Raw genomic sequence first — 26,348 nt, forward strand, 5'->3', positions numbered from 1 at the left:
TGCCGTTCGGAGGGTAGCGGCCACGCGTAGCGCCGAATGAGCAGGTTACGACTGCGGCAAGGGGTGCGGAATGCTTAGCCCTGTCACCCCGGCGGCGAACTGGCAGACGTTGTCGTTACTCCTGGTCGAAGACGACCGGGCCGACGCCGTGTTGGTCGAGGATCTGATAGCCGACGCGGTCGACGACATCCGGGTGACCTGGGCGCAATCGATGGCGCACGCCGAGCGCGAGCTGGCCTCGGCCCGGCCGGACTGCGTACTGCTGGATCTCAATCTGCCCGACGCCAGCGGCATCGATGCGCTGGACCGCATCGCCAAACACGACGCGACCGTCCCGATCGTGGTGTTGACCGGATTGAACGACGAGAACTTCGGGGCGTCCGCTGTCGCGGCCGGGGCGCAGGACTATCTGGTCAAGGGCCGCGTCGAACCCGAAATGCTGCGCCGTGCGCTGCTTTACGCGATCGAGCGCAAGCGCGTTGAGATCATCGCCGCGGACCTGCACGCGACTCAGCTTCGAGCCCGCGAGAACGCTTTGCTCGAACGCGGCCTGTTGCCGTCGCCGTTGCTGCTGGACAACCCGGGTGTCGAGATCGTCGCCCGGTACCGGCCGAGTCGGGTGGATGCGCTGCTGTGCGGTGACTTCTACGACGTCGTGCAGACACCGGACCGGGTTGTGCACGTCTTGATCGGGGATGTCGCCGGGCACGGGCCTGACGAGGCCGCCTTGGGCGCGGCGTTGCGAATCGCTTGGCGCGCACTGACATTCGCGGGTGTGCGTGCCGCCGAATCGATGCGCCAGCTGGAGCGGGTGCTGCAGGCCGAACGCGCCGGCAGCGGGGTCTTCGCCACGGTCCTGTCCTTGGAGATTCCGCCCGACACCCCGCGCATCACCTGTATCCGGGCCGGCCACCCGGGTATGTTGCGCCAAGACGCCGGCACGGCGGAATGGATCGAGCCGCCGGGCGGTCCGGCGCTGGGACTGCGCGCCGACGACTGGCCGCAGTCCGAGCTGGAACTGCCGGTGGGCCGGGGGCTATTGCTGCTCACCGACGGCCTCTTCGAGGGGTACAGCGGAACCGGCAACCAGCGACTAGGGGAGGATGGCTTGCTTTCACTCGCGCGTGACCATGCGGGGTTGCCCGGGACGGCATTCGTCGACGCGCTGATCGACGGCGCCGAGGAACTCGCCCAGCCGCGCGGTGGTCTCACCGATGACATCGCTGTGGTGCGGGTAGAGCGGACGGCGACATCATGACCGGCGCGCACCCGCGTGCTCAGCTGACCGTCCGCGGTTGGCTGTTCCTCGTCTTGTTGAGCATGGGCTTGCTGGTGCTTGCCGGCGCCGCGGCGGGCACGGCGTTGCTGAATCGCACCGACGAGGTGTCGCGAGGCCTGACCGACCAGATTCAGCCCGCGCGGCGGGCCGCCCTGCAGCTGCAGGCCGCGCTGCGCGACCAGGAAACCGGTGTGCGTGGCTATGCGATCGCCGCCGACCGGCAGTTCCTGACGCCCTACTACGACGGGCAGCATGCCGAACAGGCGGCGGCCGAGGAAGCCCGGCGGTTGCTCGGTCAGCGCGTGGACCTGGTCAACGATTTGGACGCCGTCGAGCGGGCCGCCGCCAATTGGCGGGCCAGCTCCGCCGAGCCGTTGATCGCGAGCGTGACCCCCACCGCCCCCGACGTGGTGAACAGCAGGATGGCGGATCGCGGAAAAGTCGAATTCGACCATTTGCGTGGACTTTTCGAAACCCAGAATACCGACCTCGCCGCGGCGGCAGCGCAGGCTAACGACGAATTGAACGACATCAAGGCATGGCGGGACCGCGTGCTGGCCGCGATTGTGCTGGTTTTCTTCGGCCTCGCCATCACGTTGGGGGGGCTGACCCGCAGTGCCATCACCCTGCCGCTGGCCGGGCTGGCCGCGTCATGCCGGCGGATCACCGAGGGCAACTTCACCAAGACCATCTCGGTCCCGCAGCGGCCCAAGGATATCCATGACATGGCGATCGATGTCGAGAACATGAGGCAGCGAATCGTTTCGGCATTGGACGTCTCGCGCGCGGCCGAGACGCGATTGGACGAGCAGGCAGTCGAGTTGAAGCGATCCAATGCCGAACTCGAGCAGTTCGCCTATGTCGCCTCACACGATCTGCAGGAGCCGCTGCGCAAGGTCGCCTCGTTCTGCCAGTTGCTCGAAAAGCGTTACGGCGACCAGCTCGACGAGCGTGGCATCGAATACATCAACTACGCGGTCGACGGTGCCAAAAGGATGCAGGTGCTGATCAACGATCTGCTGAGCTTCTCCAGAGTCGGCCGGGTAGGTGGCAAGCAAACCGAGGTCGACCTGGACATGGCGCTGGACGCGGCCATGGCCAACCTTGCCACCGCCATCGAGGAGTCGAACACCGAGATCGTGCGCCCGGCCCAGCCGCTGCCACAGGTGTTCGGAGATGCCACACTGCTGACAATGTTGTGGCAGAACCTGATTGGCAATGCGATCAAGTTCCGTCACGTGGATCGGTCGCCCCGGATCGTGATCGACTGCCGGCTGCGCCCCGATACTCACCAGTGGCTACTGACCGTGTCGGACAATGGTATCGGCATCGCCGAGGAGTTCACCGAAAAGGTGTTCGTGATCTTTCAGCGGCTGCACGGGCGCGAGGTATACCCGGGGACGGGTGTCGGCCTGGCGCTGGTGAAGAAGATCGTCGAGTATCACGACGGCGCAGTCCGGATCGACACGACCTACACCGACGGAACCCGATTCGAGCTCACGCTCCCCGCTGCCGTGGACGTAGCACACCCAGCCGCCCTGGAAGGAGCGCGCCCATGACACCCGCCAGCAGAGCAATCGAGATCCTGCTCGTCGAAGACGACCCGGGAGACGAACTCATCACACGGGAAGCATTGGAGCACAACAAGTTCCAGAATCGGCTACACGTCGCGCATGACGGTGAAGAAGGGCTCGACTTCCTCTACAAGCGCGGTCAATACGAGGGCGCCCCGCGACCGGATCTCATCCTGCTGGATCTGAACCTGCCCAAGTACGACGGGCGCCAGCTGCTGGAAAAGGTGAAGTCCGACGCGGATCTCGCGCGTATCCCGATCGTCGTGCTCACCACTTCTTCGGCGGAGGAAGACATCCTGCGCAGCTACAAGCTGCACGCCAACGCCTATGTCGCCAAGCCGGTCGACCTCGACCAGTTCATCAGTGCGGTACGGCAGATCGATGAGTTCTTCCTGCAGGTGGTTCGCCTGCCGGGCGTGTAGCCAGGGGTTCTTCCGGGCACACGATGCCGCGCGGCGTCACCTCGTACACCCGGGTGGTCGCGATGTCGAAGAAGATGCCGACCACCTGGACATCGCCGGCGGTGACCGCGGTCGCCAAGATCGGATGGCGGGTCAGTCTTTCCAGCTGGATGGCGACGTTGACGATGCTCAGCTGATCGATCTCCGAGTACCCGTTGGCCTGTGCGCTGGCGCGTGCCGGATGGTGATCCCGGTAGGCGGCCAGACTCTCGCCGGCGTATTGCAGCCACTGGCCCATCGGTGTCGCGGATTGACCGGGGTTGTCGTCTAGCAGCACCTTCATCGCCGCGCACGACGAATGCCCGCAGATGACAACCGAACGCACGCCCAACTGAGCGGCCGCGAATTCGATTGCGGCGTCGACCGATCGGTCGACGGGGTCGGTCGGCACCAGGTTGCCGAAGTTGCGGACGGTGTACAGGTCGCCGGGGCCACTGGCGGTGATGACGTTCGGCAGGATCCGGGAATCCGCGCAGGTGAGGAACAGCGCATACGGGTCCTGGGCACCGCCGAGTCCCGCGATGTGCTGGTGCAAAACGGCCGAACCATTGCGGTGGTACTCGTCAACGCGGTCGAGAATCGAAGCGTCGCCGTTGTTTTCGTGATTGGCGCGCGTCGACCGCCATGGCACCAGCCCGATCGGGGCGGACGCGAAGTGACGTTTCGGCGGACTCGCGTGCGCGTTCTGCAGCTTGGCTCCGGTGGTCTCCACAATTACCACGACTCCGCCGCGCGCCTCGTGGGTGCGTTGCCAATCCTCGATCGTTTCCGACACCGAGTCGTCGATGTAGTCCGCGTTCAGGTTCAGTGTCACCTCGGTCCCCTGCGGCACCGACGCGAGCGCTTTGGTCAGGCGTGGCAGCAGCAGGAAGCTCAGCGTGCCGTCGATATCGATGCGCCACTGCTTGGAGTGTTCACCGCCGATCGGTTGCACCGCGACCGGCGCGCGGGTCACCCTGATGAGTAGGAAGCCGATGGCCACGGCGAGCCCAATGAGCACACCTTCCAGCAGGTTCAGGAACACCACCGACAGTATGGTGACGGCGTATACGGCGAAGTTGCCTGTGCGCCAGGCTAATTTGATGTGAGCCAGCTTGATCAGCTGGGCGCCGACCACGATCAGCAGTCCGGCCAGCGCGGCCTTCGGGATGAGTTCCACCAGGTCGGTGAACAGCGATGCGAACAGCAGGATCCAAACGCCGTGCAGCACCGCCGACATGCGGGTGCGGGCGCCCGCCGCCACGTTGGCCGAACTACGTACGATGACACCGGTAATCGGGAGTCCGCCAAGCAATCCGGATACCACGTTCGCGGTGCCCTGCCCGATGATCTCCTTGTCGAAATTCGTGCGTGGGCCGTTGTGCAGTTTGTCGACACCGACCGCGCACAGCAGCGATTCCACACTGGCGATCAGGGCGATCGTCAACACACCGATGACGATGTCCTCGGTCTCGTCCAGCCACGGCTTGCCTTTCGGGGTCGCTCCCGAGAGGTGAGGCAGGTTGAGCGCGTCGAAGAAGTTGCCCGACAGTGAGATTCGATCAGTGTCCAGCCCCGCCGCGATCGCCAGCGCGGTCGCCGCGACGATGGCGACCAGCGGGGCGGGGATCATCCGAATCTTGGCGGGCAGCCTCGACCACACCAACAAGATCGCGATGACCGTTGCGCCGGTGATCACCTCGTGCAGTTCGTGATGCAGAATCCCGCTGGGTAATGCCACGAGATTCTGCCAGGCAGAGCTGTGTGACGATCCCCCCATCAGTACGTGAATCTGCTGCAAAATGATCGTGATACCGATGCCCGCCAGCATCGCGTGCACGACCACCGGAGCAATTGCCAGCGCGGCCCGCGCCAGCCGGCTCAGCCCGAACGCGATCTGCAGTGCACCCGCGCCGATTGTCATCAGGCACAGCATCGGGAACCCGAGGTCATCGATCAGTCCGGCGACCACGACGGTCAGGCCCGCGGCCGGGCCACTGACCTGGACCGACGACCCGCCGAAAGTGCCCGCGACGATGCCGCCCACGACCGCGGCGATCAAGCCGGCGGCCAGCGGGGCTCCGGAGGCGATCGCGATGCCCAGCGAAAGCGGCAGGGCCACCAGGAAGACGACGAGCGATGCGGGAACGTCGTGGCGCAGATTCTTCAGCAGCGGCCCGGATTTGGCCGTTTCTACCAGCGCATTCATAAGTCGACTCCTCCAACGGTTAGGAAGTCGGCAAGCGGCGGTCCGCTACCCCAAAGCTGACGACTCTTTATGACCGGTAGAACGTCGTGTGTCAATCATGCGCCCACCGGCCCCGGCGACCAAGACAAATCAGATAAGCGGACGACAAGACGTCGTGCCGCCTGCGGCTAGTTCGTGTGAGGAAGCTTTCCCCGACTGCCCGATCACCGGGATAAACGCCTACGAATTCATCGACAACTCAAAGAAACCCAGGTGTCCCGGCGTTGACAACACGTCGTTTCATCGGCGATTCAAAGAAAGCCGGTGCGCGAAATCAGGACTCGGCCAGAAACATGTCGTTGTGCTGGCCGGCCGCGGGTGGGGGATCGGCGGCGGCCGCATCGAAGCTGGAGTAACGGGCCGGAGTGCGGATCACCGTGATTTCATCGTCGCCACTGCCGACGGTCAGAGCCAGTTCGTTTTCCGCGAATAGCGGGGTGCTGACGACCTGCTTCCAGGTGTAGGCCAGGCAGGCCATCAAGCCGCCTTCTTGCAGTAGCTCAACCCATTCGGCGGCGGTCTTGGCGGCCAGCGCCGCCTCGAGTTCCTCGGTCAACTCGTGGTAGTTCATCGCACGGGACCGCTGGTCGATGAACCGTTCGTCTTCCAGCATGTCGGGCCGGCCGATGATCTCGCACAGCTTCGCCCAGTGCTTGGGCACATACGCGCTGATCACCAGGTACCCGTCTGCGGCCTTGAAGGCATCCGACGGCTGGGTGGCGAAGCCAACGCCCTTGCGTTTCTTGGCTGTTGGCGCCGGGTCCGGCTTCGGCTTGGGCTGCTCGGCGGGCTTGTTCAGGTGAATCGTGAGCTGGCTGGCCTGCAGGCCCACCGCGACGTCGTACATCGCGACTCGCACCACGTCGGCTACGCCGTGCCGCTCGCGATTGAGCAGCGCGGCCAGCACCGCCTGCGCCAGCACGTGGCCGCTGGCGGCGTCGACGAGCTGAAACGGAATGATCTGTGGTTTGCCGGTGGGCGTGGGCATTCCGGTGGTCATGCCCGACTCCGCGGCCACCATCAGGTCGACGCCCGGCCGGCTGCCCTGTGGGCCGTTGCCGCCGTAGGCGGACAAGCGGGCGTAGATCAGCTTCGGGTTGCGCGCTTGTAACTCATTGGGGCCCAGGCCCATACGCTCCATCACTCCGGGCCGGAACCCCTCCAGCACGACATCGGCGGTGTCGACGAGTCGCAAGATCTGTTGTTTGGCTTCGTCTTTGGTCAGGTCCACTGCCACCGACTTCTTGCCCCGGTTGTGGGGCCAGAACAGGGTGGGCAGCGGCGGCCGCCCGGGCAGCACCGCGACGATCTGCCGGGCCGCTTCGCCGTGGGGTGCCTCGACCTTGATGACCTCGGCACCGAGGTCGGCCATGATCTGTCCAGCCAGCGGCCCGGCGATGTTCTGCGTGAAATCGAGAACCCGGTATCCGTCAAGAGGCTTGGGCGGCTGGCTGTTTGGCATACTAGAGCCTTTCTCTTACCCTGCCTGGTGCAAAACTGCGGTGCAGTAGTAATTCTTGGCGAACGGGGCGTCGTCACCGTCGGGCTGCTGCGGTAATCCGTTGTCGGCCAACAGCTGATTCAGCGGGGTGCTGACCGGCTGCCAGCCGCGATCGGCCAGATACGTGGCCGCATCGCTGCGCTCACCGGGAAAACCCAGATCGTCGAGCACCACGTCGAGCCCGTGGTCCCGCCACCGCTGGCTGGCGCCGTTCAACGCGTTCTGATTGCGGCCGGTGTTGAGAAACACCTCGGCCACCAGCCGGCTGCCGTCGGCGGACAGCGCGGTGATGTTGTCCAGCAGGCGATCCTGGGCTTCGGGTGGCAGGAAACCGAGTAGGCCCTCCGCAGCCCACGCGGCGGGTTGGCCGGCATCGAACCCGGCCTGCTTCAGCGCCGACGGCCAATCGTGGCGCAGGTCGACCCCGACCGCGCGGATCTCGGCGGTGGGCTTGGCGCCGAGCGCTTCGATCGTGGTGGTCTTGAACTCGATGACTTCCGGCTGATCGATCTCGAACACCGTCGTTCCCGGAGCCCAGGGCAGCCGGTACCCGCGCGCGTCCAGGCCGGAGGCCAGGATGACGACCTGGCGGATGCCCGCGGCGGCCGCGTCGGCGAAGAACGCGTCGATGTAGCGGGTGCGCGCCGCCAGCAGGTCGGTCATGCGCTGCATGCCCCACGGCGCATCGGGCTCATCGACGTCGGCCGAGTCGATCTCGGCGTTGGCCCACCGGGTGAAGAAGTCGACGCCCACGGCACGCACCAGCGGCTCGGCGAACCGGTCGTCGATCAGCTTGTCCTTGGTGGCCCGGGCCCGTCCGGCGGCCACCATCGTGGCGGTAGCACCCACGCTCGTCGCGAGGTCCCAGGTGTCGTTGTCGCTGCGTGCCATGGTTAGACACAATAACTACGGGCGCTGCGGCGGTGACCAAAGACCTCCGGCGCGGTGGCATTACGCCCTTATCGACGACCGCCCGCCCCGGCAGCATCCAGGTAATGATCAGACGCCTCGGGTTGGAAGCCCGGTCGCTGTTGTGGTACGCGCGATCTGGCGGACTGAGGTTGATTCCGCCGAGTGCGATCCTGCCGGTGCTGCGTGCGGTGCAACGCTACGGCCTGCTGGGGGCGGCAACGGCGATCACCGCCGGGCGAGACCCCAACGGGTTGGCGCTGATCGACGAGCACGGTCCGCTCAGTTTCGGCGACCTGGACAGGCGGACCAACGCATTGGCCAACGAGTGGCGCCGCCTGGGCCTCGGCCCGGGCACCAGCGTGGCCATCCTGGTGGGCAACCACCGCGGCTTTTTGGAAGCGGTCTTTGCCGCCGGCAAATGCGGCGCGAGCATCCTGCTGCTCAACACCGGCTTCGGCAGCGTGCAACTCGCCGAGATGGTGGCCCGCGAGGGCGCCGACCTGCTGGTGTACGACGAGGAGTACGCCACCGTCGTCGCGGGCGTCCACCCCAGGCTGGGCCGCCTGCGCGCCTGGGCCGATACGCCCGCGGCGGACACGCTCGAGGGGCTGATCGAACGCGGCGACCCCGCTGCGCCGCCGCGTTCCGGCGGCCGTCCCAAGATCGTCATCTCGACCAGCGGGACGACGGGCGTCCCCAAGGGCGCGGTACGTTCGGAACCCTACTCGCTGATCCCGGTCGGCGGACTTCTCGGCAAAGTGCCCTTCCTGGGCCGCGAGGTCACCGAATGCTGTGTGCCGCTGTTTCATTCGAATGGATTCAGCCAGGCGATGTATGCGACGGTGCTGGGCTCGACGTTGGTGTTGCGCCGCCACTTCGATCCCGAGCAGGCCGTGGCGAGCGTGGCCGCACATCGTGCCAGTGCCATGATCGTCGTTCCCACCATGCTGCGGCGCATCCTCGATCTGGGCCCTGCGGCGCTGGCCGAACACGATCTGTCGTCGCTGCGCATCGTGTTCATCGGCGGCTCCCAGCTGGGCGCCGCGCTGGCCACCCGTGCCCTCGAGGCATTCGGCCCCGTGATCTACAACATGTACGGCTCGACCGAGGTCGCCTACGCGACCATCGCCACGCCCGCCGATCTGGCCGCCGAGCCGGGCTGCGTCGGTTCGGTGGCGCCCGGGTCGGTCGTCAAGGTCTTCACCGACGACGGGCGGGAAGCGCCCGTGGGAACGACGGGGCGGATTTTCGTCGGCAACATCCTGGCCTTCGAGGGATACAGCACCGGCGGCGAGAAGGAGTCGATCCAGGGCCTGATATCCACCGGCGATGTCGGTCATTTCGACCGCGCGGGCAGGCTGTTCGTCGACGGGCGCGACGACGAGATGATCGTCTCCGGTGGGGAGAACGTGTACCCGGGTGAGGTCGAGGATGCGCTCGAACACCACCCCGACATCGCGGACGTCGCGGTGATCGGCGTCGACGACGAGGAGTTCGGCCAGCGCCTGCGCGCCTACATCGTGCGGCGCCCCGGCGCATCGTTGACCGAGCACGACGTCCAGGAATACATCCGAAACCGGTTGGCGCGCTTCAAGATTCCGCGTGACGTGCTGTTCGTCGACGAATTGCCCCGCAACGCGGGCGGAAAGGTGCTCAAGCGTCTGCTCAACGCGCCGCAACGGCCGGCTTCGGCTAACCGGCCGAAAGCCCGGCTGCCGGTCGGCCCTCAGCCGAGGCGGTAGCGGATCAGGCGAGAACTGTTGGCCACCACGGCAACCGACGACGCGTTGTGCAGAACCGCGGCCAACACGGGGGACAGGGCCCCGCCCGCGCCCACGATCAGCCCGGCGGCGTTGACGGCGATGGACATGCCGTAGTTCTCCCGGATCACCTCGACTGCCCGAGCGCCCAGATCCCGGACGTCGAGCAGGCGGTGCAGATCGTCGTTGGCCAGCGCCACGTCGGCGGTTTCGACGGCGACGTCGGTTCCGGCCAGCCCCATCGCGATTCCGATGTCGGCGGCCGCCAGCGCCGGGGCGTCGTTGATGCCGTCGCCGACCATGCCCACGATGTAGCCTTCGCCCTGCAGATCGCGCACCACCTCTAGCTTGTCCTCCGGCAGGACCTCGGCGCGCCACTCGTCGATCCCCAGCTCGCCGGCGACTACCTGGGCGATGTCCGGATGATCGCCGGTGAGCATGACGATGCGGCGAATCCCGTTGGCGCGCAATTGCTGTAGCACCTTGGCGGCTTCGGGCCGGACTTCGTCGCGCAGGCTGATCAGGCCAACCAGTGTGCCGTCCACCGCGAGCAGCAGCGGGGTCTGCGCCTCGCGGCGCAGCTTGTCGACCCACTCCTTGGCCTTCTTGGACACCTTGACCTTCTCGGCCTGCAGCAGCGACGGGCTGCCCAGCAGCAGGGTCCGGCCGTCGGCCCAGGTCCGCATGCCCAGGCCGACCAGCACCTCGCACTCCTCGTGCGGCGGGATGCTGATGTGACGCTCCTCGGTGGAGCGGATGACGGCCTCGGCCAGCGGATGCCGCGAGTGGATCTCCGAGCTGGCCGCATACGCCAGAACTTGCTCGGGCTGCCAATCCTTGTGCATGGCAACGATATTGGTGACCACGGGACGTCCGACGGTGAGTGTCCCGGTCTTGTCGAACACGATCGCGTCGACCCGGCCCGCCTGTTCGAGGTGCGATCCGCCCTTGATCAGGATGCCGCGGCGCGCGCCGTTGCCGATCGCCGCGCTGATCGCGGTCGGGGTGGCCAAGCCCACCGCGCACGGGCAGGCGATCAACAGCATGGTCATCGCGCGCCGCACGTCCGCGGTGATCGCCAAAGTGATCGCCGAGACGATGAACGAGGTGGGAACGAAACGGCGAGAGAAGTTTTCGCCGACCGTCTGGATGGGGGCCCGGTCGTGCTGCGCCTCCTCGACGCGGGTGATGATGCGCCCGATCGTGGTCTGCTTCCCGACGGCCTCGGCACACACTACGACGCGGCCGCGCACCACGACCGACCCGGCGTGCACGTGGGTGCCCACACCGACGCTCACGGGCAGGTTCTCCCCGGTGATCGCGGATTGGTTGACGACGGCCTCGCCGTCGACGACCTGGCCGTCCACCGGAATCGCGACGTGGTCGTGCACCACCACCTCGTCGCCGATCTCGACGCTGTCGATCGGCACCTGGACTTCGTTGCTGTCCGGCAGCCGGATCCACGCCGTGTCCTGGCTGCCGCGCAACAGCTCCGAAATGGCCCGCCGGGTCCGTCGCAACGTCAGATCTTGCAGGTACTCACCGATATTGAGCAGCCACAGCACGGTCAGCGCGACCACGTTCTCGCGCAGGATCAGGCTCGCGACGGTCGCCGCGGAGACCAGCGCATCGGTACCGGCTCGGCCGGATCGCAGCGAGCGCAGCGCGCCGCGCAGGAACGGGTAGCCGGTGAAGATCGTGACGCCGGTGGCGACGACCCGCCCACTCGCGCCGAGCAGCGGTGGCCGGACGAACACGTAGCGGCGCACCCCGAGCAGGCTCAGCGCCAGGCCGCCGATCACCATGCGCAGCACGTCGGAGTTACGGATCTCCGCAGAATGTGGTGCGCGCGACGGAATCAGTTCGGCAGCAACATGTTTCGCGCTGCCGATCGCGGCCAGCACCTCGGTGCGATCGCAGCGGCGCGGTGAATACCAGACGACGACCGATCCGGTGCGCGGGTAAGCGTGCACGGCGCGCACGCCGGTCTGCCTGGCCACGGCCTCTTCGACCGCGACGGCCCGGCGGGAGCTTGAGCGCACCCACGGGACGGAAACCCGCATGCGGCCGGCCGCATCCGAAAGTATGTCGAGGGAAGGGTCTTTGGGAGTTGCGATGTCTTCAACGATCGCGAGGCTCATGGCGAGCGATCAGTGGTCGTGATCGTGGCTGTCGCCGACGGAAGGGGTGGGCGCCTCCTCGCCGATGCGCTCGCGGGCTTCGGCCATCACATCGGCGAGCCGCAGACGCGCCGACTCGGCGGCCGTTTCGGCTTTGCGGGTGCCGCGCAATCCGAGCTCCGCGGTCGCCACGGCGGTCTGGTGCAGCGGCGCCTTGGCCACGGCCTTACGGACGACCTCGTAGGCGGTCACTCCGACCAGACCGGTGAACACCGTTCCCGCCGCCTTTGCCAGTAGCCCGTATGCCGCCATCGCCTGATCCCTTCTCCCACCACGGTCGTTAATGACAATCATTATCAGATAGTCGTATCGCCGGCGACGCGAACAGCCAAGTTCCCGCGCCGTCCACCTGATGCTTCCACGAAATTAACATCGATGTATAGCGATATCAATATGTTTTGTCAGAGGACGCGGGTGACCTTTTCGGTCTCGACGCGGCGCTGCAGCGCCGCCGGATCGGGGTTGGCCACCTGCACCAGCGAGGCCCCGACGGACATGATCGCCAGCAGGCCGTCGACCAACTCGGCAGGGCCCGGCCACGCGGCGGTGGAAAGCACCCGATCCTTGGCCGTCAAACCCCTTGCCGTAGCGGAGCTTTCACAGTCGGCCAGGACTTCTTCGACGGATCGGCCGGCCAGCGCGGGACCGGGATGGGGCTCGGCGACGATCTGGTCGCCGTGCACCCGCACCGCGGTGGCGTAGTCGGTGACGCCGATCGGCAGATCGGGCGCGGGACGACCGAACGGGTCCAGCGACAACACCGCGACCTCGCCGCCGGGTTCGACCGTCGCGTCGGCCTCGTCGAGCCGTTCGATGGTGCACAGCGCCAGGTCGGCCGGCCCGTCGAGCACCGCCTCGGCCCCGATCCACCACACCCCGAACAGGACCGCCGCGGTCTGCCAATGCGCCGGCAATAGGATTGCCACCCGGCTGTCCGGGCCCGCCCCCAACTCGTCGCGTAATAGGTTGCCGGTCTTGGCCGCCCAGTTGGCCAGGGTCACCGCGGACAACTCGATGCGCTCGCCGGTGGCATCGTCGTAATAGGTGATGCGCGGACCGACCGGGTCGGCGGCCAGCATCGGATCGAGGATCGCCCCGGATAGCGTGGTCAGTTGATGCACTCCGGCTTGTCGCTGCCGGCGGTCAGGATCGGTGAGGGCGCGGGAACATTCGGATCGGTGGCCGATTGGTTCGTCACCCGTGCCGGTGCGGTCGTGCCGCCGGACAGGCCCGAGCCCGGTCCCGTGTAGTCGTTGGCCAGCACCACCCGGACCGATCCCGGCGCCAGCGACGCATCTCCGACGACGGGTAATCCGCCCAGCTCCTTGGAGACTTCCTGGGCTCCCATGTCGTCGGGCTTGTTGGCGCGCACCTGGCTGGATTTGACGTGGCCGCCGTCGTTGTTTCCCGCCGCACCGGTGGTGAATCCCTTGGAGCTCAACACATCTGACACCGCGGCCGCCAGTCCGTTGATGTCGGTGTCGTTGACGACGGTGGCGGTGGTCTTGGCGGGTGTGTAGGCCAGTTGTTCGGTCTTGCCCTGATCCTGGTCGTGCAACAGGCCGGCCACCCAGTCCTGAACCTGGTGCGGGTCCACCCGGACCACGCTCTGCATGCCGTCGTCGCTCCAGCCGGCCCCGTCGAGCACCGGGATGGTGGCGAAGGCGACGTTACCGCCGGCCAGCTTCTGCAACTGCTGGACGAAATCCATCACATCCCAGCCTTGGGAGATCACCACCGAGCGCTGCACCGCGGCTTCCAGCTTTTTCAGCGTGCCGGGGCTGGACAACGTCTGGCCCGAGATAACCCGGTGCGCCAGCGACGCCATCACGACCTGCTGGCGTACCACCCGGTCGAGGTCACCGCGCGGCAGGTCGTGGCGCTGACGCACGAAGCTGAGCGCCTCCGCGCCGTCGAGCTTTTGCGGACCCGCCGGGAAGTCCGCACCCGAAAGAGGTTCGTATACAGCGTCTTTGAGGCACACGTTGACGCCGCCGAGTGCATCGGTTATCAACGCGAAACCCAGCAGCCCGATCTCGGCGTAGTGGTCGACGGTGACGCCGGTGAGGTCGGCGACGGTCTTGATCAAGGCCTCGCGGCCGGCCTCGGTTCCCTGAGTGGCGGCGTCCTCGGCCGAATCGCCGGCCTTGACCAGGTTGGTCCGCTTGGCTTCCCGGGTTTGGCCGTAGACGCCATTGATCTTCGTCTTGCCCAGACCGGGCGCCACTACATAGGAGTCGCGCGGAATCGAGATCGCGGTGGCCGACTTACCGTTGTTCGGTATCCGGACCAGGATGATGGTGTCGGTGTTGGTGGCTTCCTCGTCGCCGGCCTTCAGCGTCGCCAGCTCCTCGGCGGTCAACGGGTTGCCGTGCGCGTCGGTGCGGCTGTCCAGGCCGACCAGCAGGATGTCGATCGCGCCGTCATCGCCGCCCTTGCCCAGCGAAGGTGCCGACATGTGGAAGATGCCGTCTTCGAATGCTCGGACGTTGTTCCACGCCACACCGGTGCCGAGAACGACGACGACGGCTAGCACAGTGGCAACAACACGAACCACACGATGCACAGGCATCACACTAGGTTACTTGCGACACAGTCGCTTCCCGGGTAGCGAGCAGCGGCGTGGCCCGAGCTTTCCGGTCCTTTCTGAGACATGCCAGACTCGAACCATGTCGGGCAGGATCGTCGTCACCGGAGCAGGTGGCCAGCTGGGCGGGTGTTTGGCGGCCCGCGGCGTTGAGCAGGGGCGCCACGTCCTCGCGCTGACGTCCGCGCAGTGGGACATCACCGACCCCGCCGCCGCCGAGGCGATCGTGACAAGCGGGGATGTCGTGATCAATTGCGCCGCCTACACCGATGTCGACGGTGCTGAGAGCGACGAAGCGCGCGCGTACGCGGTCAATGAGGCCGCGCCGGCGCACATCGCGCGGGCCTGTGCGCGCGCCGGCGCCCGGCTGATCCACGTCTCGACCGACTTCGTTTTCGCCGGTGATTACGCCGATCCCCACCCGTTCGAACCCGGCGACGAGACCTCGCCGCGCGGCGTCTACGCCTGCAGCAAGCGCGCCGGCGAGGTCGCCGTGCTGGCGGCGCTGCCGGAGGCCTCGCAGTGCGCTGTGGTCCGCACCGCCTGGGTGTACACCGGCGGCACCGGCAAGGACTTCGTCGCGATCATGCGCAAGCTCGCGGCCGGTGACGGCCCGATCAAGGTCGTCGACGACCAGGTCGGCTCGCCGACCTACGTCGCCGATTTGGCCGCGGCACTGCTCCAGATCGCCGATGACGGTGTGCCCGGGCCGATCCTGCACGCCGCCAACGAGGGCGCCGTCTCGCGATTCGAGCTGGCCCGCGCGGTGTTCGAGGAGTGCGGCGCCGACCCCGAGCGGGTGCACCCGGTGAGCACCGCCGAATTTCCCCGTCCCGCACCCCGCCCGACCTACTCCGCGTTGTCGGGCCGGCAGTCGGCGGCGGCGGGCATGACGCCGCTGAGGCCCTGGCGCGCCGCGCTCGTCGCCGCGCTGGCCGCGTCGCAAGGGCCTGTCCCGGCCGAACGACCGATAACCTCGACGCGTGACTGACGTCCTGCCGGTCGTGACGGTGACCTATTCGCCGGGCCACCACCTCGAACGTTTTCTGGCTTCGCTGTCGTTGGCGACCGAGCGCCCGGTCAGCGTCCTGATGGCCGACAACGGTTCCACCGACGGCGCCCCGCAGGCGGCGGTGGAGCGGTATCCGAACGTGCGGCTGTTCAGCACCGGAGGCAATCTCGGGTACGGCACCGCGGTCAACCGCGCGATCGAGCACCTGTCCGAACGCGGGGAGATCGACGAATGGGTGCTGGTTGCCAACCCCGACGTGCAGTGGGGCCCGAACAGCATCGACGCGCTGCTGGAGGCCGCTGCCCGCTGGCCCCAAGCCGGCGCGCTGGGCCCGCTGATCCACGACCCCGACGGCTCGGTGTATCCGTCAGCGCGCCATCTCCCCAGCCTGATCCGCGGCGGCATGCACGCGGTGATCGGGCCGTTCTGGAAGCGCAATCCCTGGACGGCGGCCTACCGCCAGGAGCGGCTCGAGCCCAGCGAACGGCCGGTGGGCTGGCTCTCGGGATCGTGTCTGCTGCTGCGCCGTTCGGCCTACGGTCAGATCGGCGGATTCGACGAGCGCTACTTCATGTATATGGAGGACGTCGACCTCGGCGACCGGCTCGGCAAGGCCGGCTGGCTCAACGTTTATGTGCCGTCCGCCGAAGTGCTGCACCACAAGGGCCATTCCACCGGGGACGATCCGGCCAGCCACCTCGCGGCACATCACCGCAGCACCTATATCTTTCTGGCCGACCGCCATACCGGTTGGTGGCTGGCCCCGCTGCGCTGGGTGTTGCGGGCCTCGTTGGCGCTGCGCTCGGCTCTGATGGTGCGCAACTCGCGCCGGCAGCGTTCGGAGAAGTCCTCGGAAGGGCGGCGCTGAGTTGGCGATTTCTTCAGTGGATGCGGTGATTCTGGTCGGCGGCAAGGGCACTCGGCTGCGGCCGCTGACGCTCTCGGCGCCCAAGCCGATGCTGCCGACGGCCGGGGTGCCGTTTCTCACCCACATGTTGTCGCGCATCGCCGCGGCGGGCGTCCAGCACGTCATCCTGAGCACCTCGTACAAGGCCGGGGTGTTCGAAGCGGAGTTCGGCGACGGGTCGGCGCTCGGTCTGGAGATCGACTACGTCACCGAGGAGGAACCGCTGGGGACCGGCGGTGGCATTGCCAACATCGCGGACCAGTTGCGCTATGACACCGCGCTGATCTTCAACGGCGATGTGCTCTCCGGCGCCGATCTCGGCCAGCTGGTGGATTCGCACCGGGCGAACGAGGCCGACGTGACGCTGCACCTGGTGCGGGTGGGTGATCCGCGTGCCTTCGGGTGTGTGCCGACCGACGAGAACAACCGCGTCTTGGCCTTCCTGGAGAAGACCGAGGATCCGCCGACCGATCAGATCAACGCCGGCACCTACGTCTTCGAGCGCAACATCATCGACCGGATTCCGCGCGGGCGGCCGGTGTCGGTCGAGCGCGAGGTGTTCCCGGCATTGTTGTCGGACCCCGGCGTCAAGTTCTGTGGCTACGTCGACGCCACCTACTGGCGCGACATGGGTACCCCGGACGACTTCGTCCGCGGATCGTCGGACCTGGTGCGCGGCATCGTCACGTCCCCCGCGCTGCAGGGCCATCACGGCGAGAAGCTGGTGCACGAAGGCGCGGCGGTGTCGCCCGGTGCGGTGCTGATCGGCGGCACGGTCGTCGGGCGCGGCGCCGAGATCGGTCCCGGTGTGCGGCTGGACGGCGCGGTGATCTTCGACGGCGTCAAGATCGAGGCGGGCAGCGTCGTCGAGCGCTCGATCGTCGGCTTCGGGGCCCGCATCGGTCCGCGCGCGTTGATCCGCGACGGGGTGATCGGCGACGGCGCCGACATCGGTGCGCGCTGCGAGCTGTTGCGCGGCGCGCGGGTCTGGCCCGGTGTCTCGATTCCCGACGGCGGGATCCGCTACTCGAGCGACGTGTGATCGCGAGCCAACGCCCGCGAGTGTGAAGCTGGCCGCACATTCGGCCTCGAGTGTGAAACTAGCCGCACATTCGACGGCTTACCCCGTCGTGCCGGTCGCGCGCGAAACCAGGTAGGCCAGCGCGTGGTCGGTGCCATCGGGCAAGCCGTCGGCCGGCCACCACCGCAAGTCGTCGGATTCCTCGCTGATCGCGATCTGCGCACCCGAAGGTGCGTGCGCGACGAATTGCAGGTCCAGATGCCGGGTCGGGACGCCCAACGAGCAGGTGACCGGGTGGACGTGAATCGCGGCCAGCTCCGGAGCGATGCGCAGATCGGGCACGCCGGACTCCTCGACGGCTTCGCGCAGCGCCGCGGCCACGATGTCGGCGTCGTCATCGTCGCAGTGGCCCCCGAGCTGGACCCAGCGTCCTAGCCGGGGATGCAGGGTCAACAACACCTGGGTGCCGGTGTGGTCGAGCACGATCGCCGACGCCGTGACGTGGCCGGCCTCGCACTCGCGGCGGCAGGCGTCGGGGCGACCGTGCACGAAGGCCAGCACGGCGTGCCGCAGCGACTCCTGCGTCGGGTCGGGTCCCCGCCAGTCGGTCAGCACCGAGATGGCCGAATCGCGGATGCTCACCGGGCGCCGCGCCTGGTCCGGCGGTCGCGCAGCGTATGCCATGCCGCTCGGCACTGCGCGACGACATCGGGTGACCAGCCGAGCCCGTCGATCAGGACATGACGGTCGACGGTGTCGAGTGCCTTCTCGATTTCGTTGGCCTTCAGCAAAAGATTCACATCCGCGGCCAGGTCGGCGCCGGCCAGCGCAGGGGCGGGAATGGGCAGCTGCTCGGCTTCGGTGGGCTCGAGTTCCAAGATGCCTCCACCATAACTACGGCCCATGATCTCGGCGAAGGCGAACGTCGCGCTGTTGTGGAACACCGCGGCCAACGCAGTGGGCTCGACACCGTGCACCAGCCGCACCCGATGGACGGTGTCGGTGCTGGTCGCCGCGGCGGCGTTGACGGCCAGCCGCGGGGCCAGGTGAATCTGGCGCAGCAGGAACAGATCGGGAACCCACAGCGACGGGGTGCGCCACCACGGCGTGCGGATCGAGCACTTGTAGCCCAGGTGCACGCCCGCGGCCTCACCGGCACCGAGGTGCGCGATGAGCGCGGGATCGGCGGGCTGCTGCGGGGCGTCGAGCAACCAGGTCCGCTGGCCGGCCGCGATATCGCTTGCCCGGCAATCGGTGTCGTATACCAGGCCGCACAGTTGGCTGCTGCGCGAGACCAGCGGCACGCAGTGTGGTTGCAGGCCCAGCTCGCGGGCTTGTGCGTCGGTGAAGGTGAAGAAGCTGTTGCGACCGGTCACGATGCCGACGTCGACGTCGGCGACGGCCCCGAGCCGGGTCATCGTGTCCGACCGGTTGAGCGTGCGCAGCAGCCGGATCGCGGCGGGGTCCAGGAAATACTTGGTCCACTTCTCCTTCTCGTGCAGTAGCGCGGGTGCGGCTTGGCCGTCGAGGCTCGCGTGCGCGAGCGCGTCGGCGTCGGTCAAATTGACGGTGCGAATGCGCGCCGGCCCGGTGCCGACCACCCCGCAGAACAACACGACCTCCTGCAGAATGCCGTCGAATACTAGGCGTGCAAAAGTGACCAGAGTGATTTCGCGGTAGCGGGAAAGCAGAAATTCGCGCAATTGTGCGGCATAACCGACTTGCAGTAATTCGGCGGGTAATACCAATCCCACCCGGCCACCGTCGCGCACCATGACCGTGCTCGCGACGACGAAAGGAACCCAGGCATTGGTCAGCCTGCTGGGCCGCAGCCCCGCGCGCCGCATCAGGTCCAGCGCCGGCTCCCGTTGCTCGGACGCCCAATTGCCGAACCTGATGTAAGGCGGATTGCCCGCCACCCCGTCCCAGCCGGCCGCCTCGTTGCGGGCGATCCAGCTGAACAGATTCGCGGCGTCGACGGGAGCGAATTGTCGTGCCTTGAGCGCCTCTTGGGACACGAGTTCCACGCCCCGTGCCTGCTCGCTGAGCGCGGCCAGCTCGCGCAGGATCCGGCCGTCGCCGCACGAGGGCTCGAGGATGCGGGGTCCGGCCCCGCGCACCCAGCGGGCCAGAAACCGTGCCACCGACGCCGGCGTGTAGTAGCCGCCGCGAACCTTGTCGGCCGATGCGGCCGTCTTGCCCGCGAACGTCTTCACCGGGTCAGTATCACTTGCGGATCAGCAGATCTCCGGGATTCACGGGTTCGCGCAACCCGTCGGGCCGTGCGTCTTCGGAGGCGTAGCCGATCGCGATGCCGCCCAACGGCTCCCAATCGGCGGGCAGCTCCAGCTCGGTGCGGACCAAGTCGGCGGCGAAGATCGTCGAGCCGATCCAGCAGCTGCCCACTCCCCGAACGGCCAGCGCGACCAGCAATGCCTGCACGGCCGCGCCGACCGCTACGGTGAACATGGTGTGCTCGGCATCGGTGCGCTCATCGTCGGAATAGGTGTGGGCGCCCTCGGGCACCAGCATCGGAACGATGACCTCGGGTGCGTCGTAGAGGATCTGGCCGCGCGCCACCCGCCGGTCGATCGCGTCGTCCGGCTTGCCGTCACCGGCCAGGTCGGTGCGCCACTTGTCCTTCATCCGATCGAGCAGCCGGGTCCGGGTCGCCGCGGTGCGCAGCCAGACGAACCGCACCGGGCGGGTGTGGTGCGGCGCCGGCGCGGTCAGCGCCTCGGCGACGGCCGCCTCGATCAGCTCCGGTGGCACCGGCTCGGCGCTGAACCGGCGCACCGACCGGCGCAGCAGCTGGGCTTCGCGACGGCCCTTCTCGATGGCTTCGGCGGTGCCGAGCCAGAACAGATCTTCGGGTCCGGGCCGCAGCAGCCGGCGCGCCGTGGTGCCGTCGTCGACGACGGTCAGCCCGCGCACGACGGCCACCGGCATCGCGGTCAGCTTGCCCTTGACCAGATCGGCCGCGGCGGCCACCTCGTCGGCCACCGCGATCTCGGTGACCACCAACTCGTTGCCGTGCTCGTCGATCGCGCCCGAATAGCCGTGCAGCACAGCCAGTCCCGCCGCGCCGATCGCCGCGTCGATCTGACCGTTGCGCCAGGCGCGGCCCATGGTGTCGGTGATCACCACCGCGACGTCGACGCCGAGCTTCTCGCGCAGCGCGGCGCGCAGGGCCGCGGCACTGCCGTCGGGGTCGAGGGGCAACAGCGCGAGTTCGCTTCGGCCGACGTTGGATCCGTCGACGCCGGCGGCGGCCTGCACCAGGCCGATCCGGTTCTCGGTGATCAGCGTGCGGCCCTTGCGGGCCAGCACCCGCACCGCCTCGTCGTCGACCAGTTTGCGCCGGAGCTCGTCACGCTCCTCGGGGTCTTCGGGCGCGGTCACCAGCCGGCCCTCGCACTTGGACACCACCTTGCTGGTGACCACGACGACGTCGCCGTCGCGCAGCCACGCGGCGGCGGCGGCGACCGCCGCACCGAGATCGTCGCCGGGGCGGAACTCCGGAAGCCCGGGCACCGGGAGGATCTCGATGGCCGCGGCAGTGCCGTGCTCTTTCGGTGCGGGCGTCACGGCGCCACGCCCGCGATATCCAGTCCGGCCCGCACCATTTCGGCCGTCGCCTTCGGATCGGTCATCAACAGCGGCACCGCGCGCACCGCGACGCCGTCGATGTCCGCTTTGAAATTTTCCAAGTCGCCCTCGTGCACCAGCCAGCAATCCAATATCCCGGTGGCGCTGCGCGCGCCGTAATATCCGCCGACCGCTTCGGCGGTGGACTCGACCCCGATCACCTCGAGGCAGGCATCGGCCATGCCGCGCAACGGTTTTCCACCGATGATCGGGGAGTAGCCGACGATCGGTGCGGATGCCGCCCGCAGTGCGCCGCGAATGCCCGGCACGGCCAGGATCGCGCCGACGCTCACCACGGGATTGGACGGCGCCAGCATGATGATGTCGGCGTCGCCGATCGCGTCGACCGCATCGGTTGTGGCGCTGGCTGTTTCGGCGCCGACGAACGCGAAACTGTGGGTGGTCACGTTGGCCCGGTAGCGCACCCACCATTCCTGGAAGTGGATCGCGCGCCGACTGTCGTCGGCCGGATCGGTGATCACCACATGGGTTTCACAACGGTCGTCGCTGGCGGGCACCAACCGCGCGCCGGGTTGCCAGCGGTCGCACAACGCCGTGGTGATCTGCGAGAGCGGGTAGCCGGCGTTGAGCATCTGGGTACGCACCAGGTGCGTACCCAAATCGCGGTCGCCGAGTTGAAACCAGTCCGGCTGCATGCCGTAGCGCGCCAATTCCTCTTTGGCGTGCCAGGTTTCGTCGCGATGACCCCAACCGCGCTCCGGGTCTACGCCTCCACCTAAGGTATACATGCAGGTGTCCAAATCCGGACAAACCCGAACCCCGTGGATCCAGGCATCGTCGCCAATGTTGACGACGGCGGTCAGCTCGTGGTCGGAAGTTTCTCCCCCGGTTGCGAACTGACCCAGCCCGAGTAATTGTTGAACACCCAGCAGGAACCGGGCGCCGCCGACCCCACCGACCAGAACGGTGACCTTCACACCGGACGACAGTACCGGCCGGGAACTTTGGCGAGCGTTTGTGATGGACACGCCGAAGGGCCGAAATAACGGAAACGCCGGAAATTGATCACGAGATGGTATGGAAATACGCCGAAACGCTTGACCGGGCAGGTTAACCCGTGTCTAATCACATCAGTGTCATTTCCCGGTTGGCCGGCCGGTTCCGGTGTCGCAGACCGAGATTCGATCACTTGTTCGAATTGTCTGTTACATCAGAACAGCGGGACACAACCACTCTCTCAAAGACCAAGCTGAGGAGGCGTACGACGCATGTCTTACGAGCACCTATGGGGCGTCATGCCAAGCACTGAGCGCGCCACGATCAGCTCCGCGCCGGCGCCGATTACCCGACCGCACTTGACCGTGGTCCCCGATGCGCCAATCGCATTCGAGCCCGAGCCACTGCCGGAGCCCGAACTGACTCCGGACCAATGGCAGGACCGCGCGCTGTGCGCGCAGACCGACCCGGAGGCCTTCTTCCCGGAGAAGGGCGGATCGACTCGCGAAGCCAAGAAGATCTGCCTGGGTTGCGAGGTACGTCATGAATGCCTGGAGTACGCGCTGGCACACGACGAGCGCTTCGGCATCTGGGGCGGCCTGTCCGAACGTGAGCGACGCCGCCTCAAACGCGGCATCATCTGACCGACGAACCCGCCTGGGTTATTCGTCGTCGATCGTCGGGTCGATGACGGTCGGTTCGACGTCGAGGTAGATGGCCACCTGCGCCACCAGAATCTCGTGCAGTAATTCGCCAAGTTCGACGGTGTCTTTGGCGCGTCGTTCGATGGGCTTGCGGAACAGGACAATTCGCGCTCGCGTCGAGTTTCCTCGAACGTCGACCCCGGCGGGGATCAAGCGGGCCAGCGCGATCGGCCCGTCGGCGACGACCTCGGGCGGCCATTGCACGCTGTCCGGATCCTTGGCGGCGATGCGTGGAATTTCGTCGACCGCCACGTCGAGTTCCGACACTCGTGATTGCCAGCGCCGCTCGATGGGTTCGTAGGCCTCGAGCACCGCCATGTCGAATCGCTCGGCCCGGCTGCGCCAACCCGGCACCGTGGGCGGCAGCAAAGGACCGCGCATATCGCGCCCGCGCCGAGTTGCCCGGTGCCCCGGCGTTCGGCCCGACGGCCGTCCGTTGCGCGGGAAACTGCGCGAATCACCCACGCGCCGATGGTAACGGTTGGACATCGTGGCCCGAACGGATGCGCGTGTCCGGCGCTTCGGCGGCGTTTGCGCACGATAGCCTTTCCGACGTGAACGTTCCCCGTCGCTGCTGCCGGCCAGGGTGCCCGCATTACGCCGTGGCGACCTTGACGTTCGTCTACTCGGACTCGACGGCAGTGGTGGGCCCGCTGGCGACCGCGCGCGAGCCGCATTCGTGGGACCTGTGCGTCGGCCACGCCGGCCGCATCACGGCCCCCCGCGGATGGGACCTCGTGCGCCACGCCGGGCCGCTGAATTCGGAGCCCACGAATCCCGATGAAGACGACCTGGTCGCGCTTGCCGACGCCGTCCGCGAACGCGGTGCGGGCAAGGCGTCCCTGCCGCACGCGGGCGGCACCAGCATGCCGTTGAACGGATTTCCCCCGCAAGCGGGAGGTACCCCCACATCTGCGCATCTGCACCACACCGGAGCCCAGGCCACCGCGCCCAGCAGCCATCTGCTCGCGCAGCCGGAAAAACGGTCAGGTCGCCGCCGCGGGCATCTGCGAGTGTTGCCCGATCCGTCCGACTAGGGGACCGCTGGGGCCGATAGGCTGACGCCAAGAGGCAAATCAATCCACGGCGTCAAGGAGGCCCCGCATGTCTCGGCCCGCCGCGACTGTCCACCGTGTCATCAAGGCATATGACATCCGTGGGCTGGTCGGCGAAGAGATCGACGAGTCGCTGGTTGCCGATGTCGGGGCTGTGTTCGCCGCGCTGATGCGAGGCGAGGGCGCGCAACGCGTGGTGATCGGACACGACATGCGCGATAGCTCGCCGTCGCTCGCCGCTGCCTTCGCGGCGGGAGTGACCAACCAGGGCCTGGACGTGGTGCGGATCGGGTTGGCCTCGACCGACCAGCTGTATTTCGCCTCGGGTTCGCTCGATTGCCCCGGCGCGATGTTCACCGCCAGCCACAACCCCGCCGCCTACAACGGCATCAAGCTCTGCCGGGCCGGCGCCAAACCCGTCGGTGCGGACACCGGGCTCAAAGTGATCACCGAAGACCTGATCGCCGGAGTCGGCGGCTACGACGGGAAACCGGGGTCGGTCACCGATCGCGATGTGCTCTCGGACTACGGCGAGTTCCTGCGGTCGCTGGTGGCGACGTCCGGGTTGCGGCCGTTGCGGGTGGCGGTCGACGCCGGCAACGGCATGGCCGGTCACACCGCGCCGGCAGTGCTCGGCCCGATCGACTCGATCACGTTGTTGCCGTTGTACTTCGAGCTCGACGGGTCGTTTCCCAACCACGAGGCCAACCCGCTCGACCCGGCCAACCTGCTGGATCTGCAGTTCTACGTCCGCGAAACCGGCGCCGACATCGGGTTGGCTTTCGACGGTGACGCCGACCGGTGCTTCGTGGTCGACGAGCGCGGGATGCCGGTCTCTCCGTCGACGGTGACGAGCCTGGTGGCCGCGCGCGAGCTCGGCCGCGAAATCGGCGCCACCGTCATCCACAATCTGATCACGTCGCGGGCGGTGCCCGAGCTGGTCGTCGAGCGCGGCGGTACACCGTTGCGCTCGCGCGTCGGGCACTCCTATATCAAGGCGCTGATGGCCGAAACCGGTGCGATCTTCGGTGGCGAGCATTCCGCGCACTATTACTTCCGTGACTTCTGGGGCGCCGACTCGGGGATGCTGGCCGCGCTGTATGTACTGGCCGCTCTCGGTGAGCAGGACCGTCCGCTGTCCGAGCTGACCGCGGACTACCAGCGCTACGAGTCGTCCGGTGAGATCAATTTCAAGGTGGCCGACGCCGCCCAGTGCGTGGACGCCGTGTTGAAGTCGCTCGGCAGCCGGATCCACTCCATCGACCACATGGACGGGGTGACGGTGGATTTGGGCGACGGCAGCTGGTTCAACCTGCGCACCTCCAACACCGAGCCGCTGCTGCGGCTGAATGCGGAGGGCCGCACCACCGAGGACGTAGCAGCGATGGTCGCCGAGATCAGCGCCGAAATCGCCGGACAGGTGCAGCGCAATGAGGGTGTGCCGTGAACGCCACCCGGGCGATCGATCTCGAAGACACCGACGGCCTGATCGCCGCCGACCGGCAGGGCCTGTTGCGGTCCGCCTCGTCGGCCGGTGCGCAGGTGCGCGCCATCGCCGCCGCGGTCGAGGAAGGCGAGCTGGACTCGCTGCGCACCGGCGACCGGCCACGCAGCGTGATCTGGGTGGCCGGGCGGGGCACCGCCGAGACGGCCGGCGCGATGCTGGCCGCGACGCAGGGCGGCGCGGCGTCCGCGCCGATCGCGATCGTCGACGAGGCGCCGCCGTGGATAGGCCCGCTCGACGTGCTGATCGTCGCCGGCGACGACCCCGGCGACCCGGCCCTGGTCGGAGCCGCCGCGACCGGGGTGCGCCGCGGTGCGCGGGTTGCCGTCGTCGCGCCGTACGAAGGTCCGCTGCGCGACTCCACCGCCGGGCGCGTCGCGGCGCTGGCGCCGCGGCTGTGGTTTCCCGACGAGTTCGGCCTGTGCCGCTACCTGGCCGCCGGCTTGGCGACGCTGCAAACCGTGGACCCCCGGCTGGACATCGATCTGCCGGCGCTCGCCGACGAACTGGACGCCGAAGCGCTGCGCAACAGTGCGAGCCGCGACCTGTTCACCAACCCGGCCAAGACCATCGCCGCCCGCTTGTCGCACCACCCGGTGGCGCTGGCGGGTGACTGTCTCGCGACGCTGGCCCTGGCGCGGCACGGCAGTTCGCAGCTGCTGCGGATCGCGCACCAGGTGGTCGCCGCCACCGGGCTGGCCGATGCGGTGGTGGCGCTGCGTGAGCCCGTCCATGTCGGTGATGGCGCGGCGCCGCTGGATGCGCTCTTTCACGACGAACAAATCGACGGGCCGCTGCCCGAGCGGATGCGGGTGCTGGCGTTCACGCTGGCCGGTGACCGGACCGTGGTGGCCGCCCGGGTGGCCGGGCTGGACGAGGTCTACCTGATCGCGGCCCACGACGTGCCCGAAGCACCCGGCGGCCTGGGCGGGTCCGGCGGCCTGGTCGCAGCGGTGGCGCCAGGAGGCGCGACCCGGCCCGAACAGCAACTGGCAGTATTGGCCGTTCGGCTGGAGATGGCCGCCGTTTACTTGCGACTGGTGCGGGGATAGATAGAAA

General features: G+C 67.6%; 23 protein-coding genes. 11 read left to right on the forward strand and 12 right to left on the reverse strand.

All coding sequences use genetic code 11. The annotated features are described in order from the left end of the window. Positions 1-70: 70 nt before the first annotated feature. From MAAFP003_RS05820 to MAAFP003_RS05830, 3 genes are read left to right on the forward strand one after another with little or no spacing between them, the layout of a single operon-like run. Positions 71-1,258: a PP2C family protein-serine/threonine phosphatase gene (locus MAAFP003_RS05820; RefSeq protein ID WP_096285221.1), complete on the forward strand. Its 1,188-nt coding sequence runs from the start codon at positions 71-73 to the stop codon at positions 1,256-1,258. Continuing rightward, entirely contained in the window at positions 1,255-2,838 is a 1,584-nt protein-coding gene (locus MAAFP003_RS05825; RefSeq protein WP_096285223.1) for a sensor histidine kinase, read from the forward strand. Before MAAFP003_RS05820 ends, MAAFP003_RS05825 begins: the two co-directional genes overlap by 4 nt. Further along, positions 2,835-3,275, forward strand: coding sequence for a response regulator (locus MAAFP003_RS05830; protein WP_096285225.1), 441 nt, complete (start codon positions 2,835-2,837; stop codon positions 3,273-3,275). Before MAAFP003_RS05825 ends, MAAFP003_RS05830 begins: the two co-directional genes overlap by 4 nt. On the opposite strand, the gene MAAFP003_RS05835 is transcribed toward MAAFP003_RS05830, so the two are convergent. The 3 genes from MAAFP003_RS05835 to MAAFP003_RS05845 form a co-directional block, all read right to left on the reverse strand. Continuing rightward, a complete protein-coding gene (locus MAAFP003_RS05835; RefSeq protein ID WP_096285227.1) occupies positions 3,214-5,502 on the reverse strand; it encodes a SulP family inorganic anion transporter in 2,289 nt (762 codons plus the stop codon). The two genes, MAAFP003_RS05830 and MAAFP003_RS05835, sit on opposite strands and share 62 nt — an antisense overlap. A 313-nt stretch (positions 5,503-5,815) precedes the next feature. Beyond that, on the reverse strand, positions 5,816-7,003 hold the full coding sequence (locus MAAFP003_RS05840) for a CoA transferase (RefSeq protein WP_096285229.1): 1,188 nt from the start codon (positions 7,001-7,003) through the stop codon (positions 5,816-5,818). Positions 7,004-7,018: 15 nt separating this feature from the next. Further along, positions 7,019-7,933, reverse strand: coding sequence for a class I SAM-dependent methyltransferase (locus MAAFP003_RS05845; RefSeq protein WP_096285231.1), 915 nt, complete (start codon positions 7,931-7,933; stop codon positions 7,019-7,021). A 104-nt stretch (positions 7,934-8,037) separates the two neighbouring features. On the opposite strand from MAAFP003_RS05845, the gene MAAFP003_RS05850 reads away from it, so the two are divergent. Continuing rightward, complete coding sequence (locus tag MAAFP003_RS05850) at positions 8,038-9,696, forward strand: AMP-binding protein (RefSeq protein WP_096285233.1); 1,659 nt, start codon at positions 8,038-8,040, stop codon at positions 9,694-9,696. Here the strand turns inward: MAAFP003_RS05850 and ctpC are convergent. From ctpC to MAAFP003_RS05870, 4 genes are all read right to left on the reverse strand, one after another. Next, positions 9,681-11,855, reverse strand: coding sequence for a manganese-exporting P-type ATPase CtpC (gene ctpC, locus MAAFP003_RS05855; protein WP_096285235.1), 2,175 nt, complete (start codon positions 11,853-11,855; stop codon positions 9,681-9,683). The genes MAAFP003_RS05850 and ctpC overlap by 16 nt on opposite strands. 9 nt (positions 11,856-11,864) lie before the next feature. Beyond that, entirely contained in the window at positions 11,865-12,146 is a 282-nt protein-coding gene (locus tag MAAFP003_RS05860) for a DUF1490 family protein (RefSeq protein WP_096285237.1), read from the reverse strand. A gap of 149 nt (positions 12,147-12,295) precedes the next feature. Next, on the reverse strand, positions 12,296-13,015 hold the full coding sequence (locus MAAFP003_RS05865) for a TIGR03089 family protein (RefSeq protein ID WP_207768470.1): 720 nt from the start codon (positions 13,013-13,015) through the stop codon (positions 12,296-12,298). After that, positions 13,003-14,469 (reverse strand): LCP family protein, encoded by a 1,467-nt coding sequence (locus MAAFP003_RS05870; protein WP_423790859.1) that lies wholly within the window; start codon positions 14,467-14,469, stop codon positions 13,003-13,005. Before MAAFP003_RS05870 ends, MAAFP003_RS05865 begins: the two co-directional genes overlap by 13 nt. Before the next feature lie 94 nt (positions 14,470-14,563). Here MAAFP003_RS05870 and rfbD point away from each other — a divergent pair, with 94 nt between their 5' ends. From rfbD to manB, 3 genes are read left to right on the forward strand one after another with little or no spacing between them, the layout of a single operon-like run. Then, the gene (rfbD, locus tag MAAFP003_RS05875) at positions 14,564-15,472 is read left to right on the forward strand and encodes a dTDP-4-dehydrorhamnose reductase (protein WP_096285241.1); all 909 of its coding nucleotides are present in this window, start codon (positions 14,564-14,566) and stop codon (positions 15,470-15,472) included. Beyond that, entirely contained in the window at positions 15,465-16,361 is an 897-nt protein-coding gene (locus MAAFP003_RS05880; RefSeq protein ID WP_096285243.1) for a glycosyltransferase family 2 protein, read from the forward strand. The genes rfbD and MAAFP003_RS05880 overlap by 8 nt, the downstream gene beginning before the upstream one ends. 1 nt (position 16,362) lies before the next feature. Then, positions 16,363-17,442: a mannose-1-phosphate guanylyltransferase gene (manB, locus tag MAAFP003_RS05885; RefSeq protein WP_096285245.1), complete on the forward strand. Its 1,080-nt coding sequence runs from the start codon at positions 16,363-16,365 to the stop codon at positions 17,440-17,442. Positions 17,443-17,520: 78 nt separating this feature from the next. Here manB and MAAFP003_RS05890 read toward each other — a convergent pair whose 3' ends face one another. From MAAFP003_RS05890 to cofD, 4 genes are read right to left on the reverse strand one after another with little or no spacing between them, the layout of a single operon-like run. Next, positions 17,521-18,063: an NUDIX hydrolase gene (locus tag MAAFP003_RS05890; RefSeq protein ID WP_207768471.1), complete on the reverse strand. Its 543-nt coding sequence runs from the start codon at positions 18,061-18,063 to the stop codon at positions 17,521-17,523. Then, positions 18,060-19,637 carry an Eco57I restriction-modification methylase domain-containing protein gene (locus MAAFP003_RS05895; RefSeq protein ID WP_096285247.1) on the reverse strand — a complete coding sequence of 526 codons (1,578 nt, stop codon included), beginning with the start codon at positions 19,635-19,637 and terminating at the stop codon, positions 18,060-18,062. Before MAAFP003_RS05895 ends, MAAFP003_RS05890 begins: the two co-directional genes overlap by 4 nt. A gap of 10 nt (positions 19,638-19,647) precedes the next feature. Then, positions 19,648-21,009 carry a coenzyme F420-0:L-glutamate ligase gene (locus MAAFP003_RS05900; protein ID WP_096285248.1) on the reverse strand — a complete coding sequence of 454 codons (1,362 nt, stop codon included), beginning with the start codon at positions 21,007-21,009 and terminating at the stop codon, positions 19,648-19,650. Next, positions 21,006-22,007, reverse strand: coding sequence for a 2-phospho-L-lactate transferase (cofD, locus tag MAAFP003_RS05905; protein ID WP_096285250.1), 1,002 nt, complete (start codon positions 22,005-22,007; stop codon positions 21,006-21,008). Before cofD ends, MAAFP003_RS05900 begins: the two co-directional genes overlap by 4 nt. A gap of 291 nt (positions 22,008-22,298) precedes the next feature. Here cofD and MAAFP003_RS05915 point away from each other — a divergent pair, with 291 nt between their 5' ends. Beyond that, on the forward strand, positions 22,299-22,670 hold the full coding sequence (locus MAAFP003_RS05915; protein ID WP_341477073.1) for a WhiB family transcriptional regulator: 372 nt from the start codon (positions 22,299-22,301) through the stop codon (positions 22,668-22,670). A gap of 18 nt (positions 22,671-22,688) precedes the next feature. Here the strand turns inward: MAAFP003_RS05915 and MAAFP003_RS05920 are convergent, their stop codons facing one another. Continuing rightward, positions 22,689-23,111 carry a metallopeptidase family protein gene (locus MAAFP003_RS05920; RefSeq protein WP_025737691.1) on the reverse strand — a complete coding sequence of 141 codons (423 nt, stop codon included), beginning with the start codon at positions 23,109-23,111 and terminating at the stop codon, positions 22,689-22,691. Between the two features lie 173 nt (positions 23,112-23,284). Between MAAFP003_RS05920 and MAAFP003_RS05925 the strand changes: the two genes are divergently transcribed. The 3 genes from MAAFP003_RS05925 to MAAFP003_RS05935 all read left to right on the forward strand — a co-directional run bounded on the left by MAAFP003_RS05925 (position 23,285) and on the right by MAAFP003_RS05935 (position 26,341). Further along, positions 23,285-23,767, forward strand: coding sequence for a DUF3499 domain-containing protein (locus tag MAAFP003_RS05925; protein WP_207768472.1), 483 nt, complete (start codon positions 23,285-23,287; stop codon positions 23,765-23,767). 67 nt (positions 23,768-23,834) lie between these two features. Next, positions 23,835-25,232: a phosphomannomutase/phosphoglucomutase gene (locus tag MAAFP003_RS05930; protein ID WP_096285256.1), complete on the forward strand. Its 1,398-nt coding sequence runs from the start codon at positions 23,835-23,837 to the stop codon at positions 25,230-25,232. Then, the gene (locus tag MAAFP003_RS05935; RefSeq protein ID WP_096285258.1) at positions 25,229-26,341 is read left to right on the forward strand and encodes a TobH protein; all 1,113 of its coding nucleotides are present in this window, start codon (positions 25,229-25,231) and stop codon (positions 26,339-26,341) included. Before MAAFP003_RS05930 ends, MAAFP003_RS05935 begins: the two co-directional genes overlap by 4 nt. The last annotated feature ends 7 nt before the right edge of the window (positions 26,342-26,348 follow it).

Origin of the sequence: Mycobacterium ahvazicum, assembly GCF_900176255.2 — a bacterium.
GTDB classification, from domain to species: Bacteria; Actinomycetota; Actinomycetes; order Mycobacteriales; family Mycobacteriaceae; genus Mycobacterium; species Mycobacterium ahvazicum.